8 protein-coding genes are annotated in these 6,883 nt (G+C 66.3%); 2 read left to right on the top strand and 6 right to left on the bottom strand.

The window, feature by feature from the left end:
• Nucleotides 1–229: 229 nt before the first annotated feature.
• Nucleotides 230–637, top strand: coding sequence for an SHOCT domain-containing protein (locus tag PJB24_RS05130; RefSeq protein WP_219975195.1), 408 nt, complete (start codon nt 230–232; stop codon nt 635–637).
• Nucleotides 638–823: 186 nt separating this feature from the next.
• On the opposite strand, the gene PJB24_RS05125 is transcribed toward PJB24_RS05130, so the two are convergent.
• The 5 genes from PJB24_RS05125 to PJB24_RS05105 all read right to left on the bottom strand — a co-directional run bounded on the left by PJB24_RS05125 (nt 824) and on the right by PJB24_RS05105 (nt 5,289).
• The gene (locus PJB24_RS05125; protein ID WP_132689216.1) at nt 824–1,285 is read right to left on the bottom strand and encodes a helix-turn-helix domain-containing protein; all 462 of its coding nucleotides are present in this window, start codon (nt 1,283–1,285) and stop codon (nt 824–826) included.
• A gap of 2 nt (nt 1,286–1,287) precedes the next feature.
• Nucleotides 1,288–1,488: a thioredoxin domain-containing protein gene (locus PJB24_RS05120; protein WP_273843374.1), complete on the bottom strand. Its 201-nt coding sequence runs from the start codon at nt 1,486–1,488 to the stop codon at nt 1,288–1,290.
• Between the two features lie 51 nt (nt 1,489–1,539).
• Nucleotides 1,540–2,139: a class I SAM-dependent methyltransferase gene (locus tag PJB24_RS05115; protein WP_273843373.1), complete on the bottom strand. Its 600-nt coding sequence runs from the start codon at nt 2,137–2,139 to the stop codon at nt 1,540–1,542.
• A 50-nt stretch (nt 2,140–2,189) separates the two neighbouring features.
• On the bottom strand, nt 2,190–4,448 hold the full coding sequence (locus tag PJB24_RS05110; RefSeq protein WP_273843372.1) for a heavy metal translocating P-type ATPase: 2,259 nt from the start codon (nt 4,446–4,448) through the stop codon (nt 2,190–2,192).
• 73 nt (nt 4,449–4,521) lie between these two features.
• Nucleotides 4,522–5,289, bottom strand: a complete 768-nt coding sequence (locus tag PJB24_RS05105; protein WP_132689206.1) for an ArsR/SmtB family transcription factor — start codon at nt 5,287–5,289, stop codon at nt 4,522–4,524.
• Between the two features lie 333 nt (nt 5,290–5,622).
• On the opposite strand from PJB24_RS05105, the gene PJB24_RS05100 reads away from it, so the two are divergent.
• Complete coding sequence (locus PJB24_RS05100; protein WP_165874162.1) at nt 5,623–5,841, top strand: hypothetical protein; 219 nt, start codon at nt 5,623–5,625, stop codon at nt 5,839–5,841.
• A 26-nt stretch (nt 5,842–5,867) separates the two neighbouring features.
• On the opposite strand, the gene PJB24_RS05095 is transcribed toward PJB24_RS05100, so the two are convergent.
• The gene (locus PJB24_RS05095) at nt 5,868–6,878 is read right to left on the bottom strand and encodes a metal-dependent hydrolase (protein ID WP_132689201.1); all 1,011 of its coding nucleotides are present in this window, start codon (nt 6,876–6,878) and stop codon (nt 5,868–5,870) included.
• Nucleotides 6,879–6,883 lie beyond the last annotated feature (5 nt).

Genomic DNA, 6,883 nt, shown 5'->3' with positions numbered 1-6,883 from the left:
TATCTTCTGGGACGGGACCGATCGGTTTGGGGTGCATAGACATAACTCTCTGCCCTCCAGGAAGGTGGCTCTCGGGGCTGCTTCCTGGAGTATGCAGCGTCGCTGATGAATAAACCAACAGTATCCGGCATATGGTCAACATTGACAAAAAATTGAGCCGATCTGATCAGGACAACACCGTCTCGCTCCGATACATTTGCGTCGCAAGTACGAAGAAGGAGGCTCTTCGATGAGTGATGGTACCAAGACCGTGCTCGGCGCCCTCGGCGGTTTCTTGTTGTTGCTCGTCCTGCTGGCGATCCTCGCCGGCGGCGGCTTGTTCGGTGGTGGTTCGATGATGGGTCCCGGAGGCATGATGGACGACTGGGGGTGGGGTCCGGGTGGCATGATGGACGGCGGCCGGGGTTTCTTCGGGATACTCTGGACGCTCGTCCCGCTCCTGTTCTGGGGCGGGCTGATCGCATTGATCGTCTGGGCCGTAGTGCGCATCACCTCGGGTCAGGGTAGCTCCGACGACCATCGGGCACGCGCCGGATCGGCGGAGGAGATCCTGCGGGAGCGCTTCGCGCGCGGCGAGATCGACGCCGAGGAGTACGAGAGATCGCTTGAGGTGCTGCGGGGCGAAGGGAGTGCTTGAAAAGGGGTTTCTTCCAAGGCTGCCCAGGATCTTACGGCTGCGCCGGTATCCTCGCGGTGGCGCGGGTCGCCCTCTCAGCCAACCCGCGCCTGCGTAAGCGAACTGCGACTCCAGGACCAAAATCACAAGTCTCGCACCAGAACGTGAGACGTACGTACTGCTGAGAACCGTCACCCCCGCAAGGTTTCAAGGACCTTCTCGCGGAGTCGGGGTTTCTGCGAGACCACTCTCCACGAAGCCGCGTCCCCTTCGCGAGAGACCGAAGTAAGGCATCCCCGCTATGGGACGTTCTTCCGTAAGACCCCGGGCGGCGAGAGCGCGCAGCACGTCCTCGATCTCCGGCTGCGGATATTCGAGCAACGTGGCTACGTCGCAGGCGCAGAGGGTCGCCTCCGCGAGGCTTGCCAGTGTCCTGGCCTCCGTCGGGTCGCGCAGAAGGCCAGGGGCCGCTCCAAGGATCCGTTCGGCCACCGCTTCGCCGATCAGGACCGCCGCGACGTACTCCCCGGAGACCTCGCAGGTGAACGGCACCCGCCGAACCTCCCCCTCGCCGAGGCGCTCGCGCGCGGCTTTGGCCGCTTCCGGCAGCAGGCAACGGGTCGCGCAACCTCCCGTGTCAAGTATTCGGAACTTGCCTCGTCTGTCCACGGTTACACCTCCAGCTTCTCGCCGAGCTTCTTCGGGTCGAACCCGATGATGACCTCTCCACGGATCACGGTGGTCGGGGTCGCTTGAGATCCGAGCCCAGTCAGCTCTCTGAGGGCCTGCTCGTCTTCCCGGATATCCTTCTCGATGAAAAGAACACACCTTTGTCCGAGAGCCACTTCTTCTCCCGCAAGCAGCCGGCGCAACCAGGCTGCGTGTAGATCACAACCTGTTTTTCGGCCATACTCTCTCCTTCGCTACCGGTCCTTTCGTACAAAGACCATCCCGTAGTGGTATGGGGGGAGTTCCATGACCCGCTCCAGCTCGAAACCGGCGGGCTCCACGACGGCCCCGGTCTTCTCGGGTGACATGCGCATCTCCGTGGCGGGGCCGCGGGGTTCGCCCAGTACGGACGTTTCTTCTCTCGGTATGGGGTGCCAGTTGACGATGGCGAACCTTCCGCCGGGTTTGAGCACCTCGAAGAGCGCGCGGGCCAACCTCGTTTGCTCCGGCACTCCGTGGAAGGTATTCGCCAGCAGCACGAGATCGACCGGCGCGGGGACGTGCTTGGCGATATCGCGGGCGTCGGCCAGGGCGAACTCGCAGTTGTTCGCCCCGTGGCGGGCCACCTCTTCTTTGGCCCGCTCCAGCATCCCGGGGTCCAGATCCAGCGCGTAGACCCTGCCCGGGGCCACCAACCGCGACAGACGAGCGGTGAAGTAGCCGTCGCCGCAACACAGGTCGACCACGCTCATCCCCGAGGAGATGCCGAGCTTCTCCAACACGCCTTCCGGGTCGGGCCACAGGGCGCTCCACCAGTCCCTGTCCGGCATGCCGGTGGCCGGGAAGGGGGACATTCGGCTTTCTTCCCGGCCCGGTCCACGACCGGCTCCGCCGGCGGGAGACATTACTTCCCTCCCCTCTCCGGCTTCGGGCGGAGCAACCTCAGGCCGTTGGCGATCACCACGAGGGCGCTCCCCTCGTTTATGGCGATGGCCGGCACCAGGCCCACCAGGCCGAGGAGCGCGGTGGGTACCAGCACCGCGACGAGGCTCACGGAGAAGAAGACGTTCTGGCGGATCGTTCGCGTCGCCCGGCGCCCCAAAGAGAGCGCCTCGGCCAGGCGCCTCAGGTCGTCGTCCATCAGCACGATGTCGCCTGTCTCGCGGGCCACGTCGGTGCCGCGGACTCCCATGGCGATCCCGAGGTCGGCCCGGGCGAGGGCGGGACCGTCGTTGATGCCGTCGCCGACCATCGCGACCCGGTGGCCCCGCTCCTGCAGCTCCCGGACCACCCGGATCTTGTCGTCGGGCAAAAGCTCGGCGTGGACCTCGTCTATGACCGCCTGCCGGGCGAGCGCCTCGGCGGTCCGGCGGTTGTCGCCGGTGAGCATGACGACGCGCTTTACGCCCCGCTCCTTGAGCAGCGAGACGGCCTCCGCGGCTTCCTCACGCAAGGGGTCCTGGATGCCCAAGACGCCGAGGATCTTCCTGCTCTTCCAGACAACGATCGCGGTTTTTCCTGCGGACTCGAGGTCCGCCACGGCCCCGAGTTCTCCTGTGGGGATGTCCTCCTCCGCAGCGAGGCGCGGGCTGCCGACGAAGATGCGCTCGCCTTCCACCTCGGCGACGGCCCCGCGTCCCGTAAGGGCCGAGAAGCGCTCGGAGGTCGGGATCGCGAGCCCTTCTTTTTGCGCCCGGCGCACGACGGCGGCGGCTATGGGGTGCTCGGAACCGGCCTCGACCGCCGCGGCGAGCCCGAGCAGTTCCTCGCGGGAGACGACACCCTCCGCCGGGACGACGTCGGTGAGCTCGGGTTGACCGGTGCTCAAGGTCCCAGTCTTGTCGAGGGCCACCGTATCCACGCGGGCGGCGGCCTCCAGGTATGCTCCTCCCTTGACGATCAGGCCGCGACGAGCCCCGTTGCTGATCGCGGCGAGCGCGGCCGTCGGCACCGAGAGCACGAGCCCGCAGGTGCAGGAGATCACCAGCACCACCAACGCCCGGTAGAACCAGGGCTCGAAAGGCTGGGCGAAGAGGAGCGGCGGTATCGTCGCCACGAGCGCGGCCAGGGCGAACATAGCGGGGGTGTAGACGGCCCCGAAGCGCTCTCCGAAGTTCTCGTAGCTCGACTTGTGGGCGCGAGCCTCCTCCACCGTGCGGATGATCTGGGCCAAAGTCGTCTCCGAGGAGGCGGCCGTGACCCTCACGGTGAGGACGCCATTCAGGTTCATCGTCCCGGCGAAGACCTCGTCGCCTCTCCCCTTGTCCGCCGGCATGGACTCGCCGGTGATGGGCGCCTCGTCCACCGCGGAGCCGCCCTCGACCACCTCGCCGTCCAGGGGGATCCTGGTCCCGGGCTTGATCCGGATCAGGTCTCCGGTACGCACCGCCTCCACGGGCACGGTCTCCTCCATTCCGCCCTGGCGCACCACGAGTGCCGAAGGCGGTGCCAGGTCCATGAGTGCCTTGAGGTTGCGCCGGGCGCGGTCGGTGGCGTAGACCTCCATCACCTCCCCGAGCGAGAAGATGACCACCAGGCTCGCCGCCTCTTCCCACAGCCCCAGCCACAGCGCCCCCGCGCTGCCCACGACCAGAAGCGTGTTGATCGTGATCCTCTTGCGCTTGAGGGAAGCGTAGGCGCTGCGCGCGGGCGCGTAGATACCGACGAGGATGGACGCGCCGAACAGAATTCGTGCCAGGAGCTCCCCACCTCCGAGCCTGTCGGCCAGGCCGGTCCACTCGAAGACGAGGCCCAACATGAGCAGCGACGCCGAGAGAGCCAGAAGCACCTGCCGGGTCTGCCTCCACCAGGGCCTGGGCTCCTCTCTTGCCGGCGTATCCCCGGCCGGTGGCGCCCCTGCGGCCGCAGCCACAGAACCGTTCGGGCTCCGGGAGCCCTGCGGCCTGACCGCCCACCCTTCGCTCTTCGTGATCCTCCGGATGGCCTCCGTGTCGGCCTCGCCGATCACCGTCAGCCTACCGGCCACCGGGTTGAAGTCGGCCTCCTCTACACCCGGAAGATCCGCTATGGCCTCCTCGACCTCCCCGGCGCAGTCCAGGCAACCAGCGCCCTCGACCTCGTAGACCGCCACCCGTCCGTCACCGCCGCCGTTTCCATCCTCCACGGGCGGCCCTACCTCCCGCTCTTCGAACCGCTCTTTCAAACCGTCTCCTTTATGATCAAGGAAATTTGATTAAATGAGTGTAAACGGACCGCCGAACGCGCGCCTTATGAACTTATGCGGTCAACGCCTCGTTACGTTCGTGCGTCGCCGAGAAGAGCAACCCGAGCCGCTCCAGGAGCCTCGGGTCGCGCAGGCTGTAGTGGCTCCAGGTGCCGTGCAACTCGCGCTCCACGACCCCCGCTTTGAGCAGGACCTTCAGGTGGTAGGAGACCTTCGATTGGCCGAGACCCAGGAGCTCCTCGAACTCGCAGGTGCAGAGGTCCTCTCGCTGCTCCAGAAGGCGGACCATCTGCAGCCGGATCGGGTCTCCGAGAGCCTTCCCGTAGGCCGCCAGGGCCGACGCCTCCCCCTCGGGGAGCAGTTGCAGGTCCCCCCGCCGCACCCTGGGTATCTCGCTGTAGCACTCGTCCAAGCCGAACCACCTTTTTATCAAATTTACTTGATTAATAACGACCAGTGTAGCTCTCCTCAGGGGAAAGTCAAGGATCGCCCTCGTCGTCAGCGAGGAGCCGGGACCGAGCGCGCCGCCGGCGGGTGGAAAGACGCACAGAGCCGAGGCACCGGCAACGACCACCCGGGTACGGGCAGCGAGCCGGGCACGCGGCGGGCCGGGAAACGACGAGGCGCGCACCACCACGGCCAAGAGGCAACAGGAGCGGACGACAGCGTCAACGCCGGGGGCGCAGCCCACGCGCACCGATCCACCTGCGGCAAGGACGGCAGAGACAAGCGGCGCCACCGGGAACGGGGAGCCGTGCCGGGAGCCCGCGAAGGCCACGACGCCGGATAGGGGGAACGGGTGTGCGGTGGAGGAAATCATGTGTTGCCTGCCTGGGGGCGTAAGGGGCCGGGGGACGGGGATGTCAAGGCCAGGGCACGGCCGGTATGGAGAGCCTCGACACCCTGAAAGGGCGGCGAAGCCGTCCCCGCCCTGCCGGTGTAGCCTTCTGGGGCGCTGGCAACACATCGTCTCCATCAGGCTCCAGACGCTGGTCTCGAAGTTGGTGGGAACCCTCGCTCTGCATCCTCAAGGTGGTCTGGGGCGGGGTGCCGGCCGTCAGGACGGCTCTCCGCCTTGCCGCGTTCCGCTATAGCTGATCATTGGTGGAGGGCCGGGGTCGGCTTTAGCCGACGGCGGACCGTGCCGGCGAGGATGATCCTGCGTAGCGGCGAGCGCAAGCTGGCCGCCATACCGAGTCTCGCCCGCTACGGACGAGAGGCGCAGGGCCGGGGGCCGACCCTCGGGGGCGGCCTGCGGACCGTCACGCGGAGTTGCGCCTTCCACCCTTCCGCGGCCGGGAGAGCGCAGCCCGGGGTGGGTGCGCAGACCCGCCACGGGAGTCTGGTGTCGCCTAATGGCTCCCGCCTGTGAAGCCTCCTCGCAACGGCGTTAGCCCGTCAGGGAGTGTCCACTTCGGGACAGGCGCTCCACAATCCCGCGCCCCTCTCCTCGGCCTCTTCCCTTGCTCGCTCGAACTCGCGGCGGTAGGTGTGGGCGAAAGTCGTGGTGCGGGCGAGCCCGAGTTCGATAAGGTCTTCGTTGAAGAGGCGCTCGTAGGAGCCGTCATCGTTCGCATCGATGTAGACGTAGGCAAGAGTACGGCCGTAGGCGTCCTCGGAATCTCCTATGCGCGGGATCTCCAGCCTCACGAGACGGCCTTCGCGCACGACCTCACCTTCTTCGTTGATCTGGCGCTCGTAGAGGACCTGCTTCGTGTAGTCAGATGCCTGCGGTCCAAAGCAACCTATAGGCTGGTCAGGCGCCACGGTCTCCGGGGTGTCCACGCCTATGAGACGCACGGGAGTAGTGCGGCCCTGGGTCTCTACCTCTATGGTGTCGCCGTCGGTCACTCTGGTCACCTCGCCGTAGAGCTGGTCGGAGCCACCCATGCGGTAGATCAGGCCGTCGAAGCCTACTCGCGAGACAGGGTAGAAGAGCAGCGCAAAGATGAGAGCAACGGCGACAAACACGCGCTCGGAGTTACCGCCGCTGACGACGCGGTACTCGTCGCGACCAGGGAAGACGGCGATCAGACGAGAGGGCCAGAAGAGCTGCACTCCTCCTAAAGTCATCATGTCGGCGAAGAGGTGAGAGCCATAGCCCACCCCCACGGCGATCATCGTGGCAGGCTGGCCGGTGATCCACCACAAAAGCGAGCCGAGAGCAGCCGTGACGAGCACGAGAGCCAGTAAGCTGTGTAGGAAGGAGCGGTGCCCGAAGGCGCCATACAGATCCTCTGAGACGCTGCCGAGCTGGTGGCCGAGCCAGCTCTTGGGGTAGTCGGCGTCGGGCAGGACGGAGCAGACGGCAGCCGCCAAGACCGAGGGTATCTCGTAGTGGAAGTCGAAGACGGCGGAGGCGGCGAACAGGCAGCACTCGCCGAAGACTATGTGGGTAGCGACCTTCACGGCAT

Source organism: Rubrobacter calidifluminis (assembly GCF_028617075.1).
Lineage (GTDB): Bacteria > Actinomycetota > Rubrobacteria > Rubrobacterales > Rubrobacteraceae > Rubrobacter_E > Rubrobacter_E calidifluminis.
Note: the sequence above shows the minus strand (reverse complement) of the source record. Positions and strands in the feature narration are given on the sequence as shown.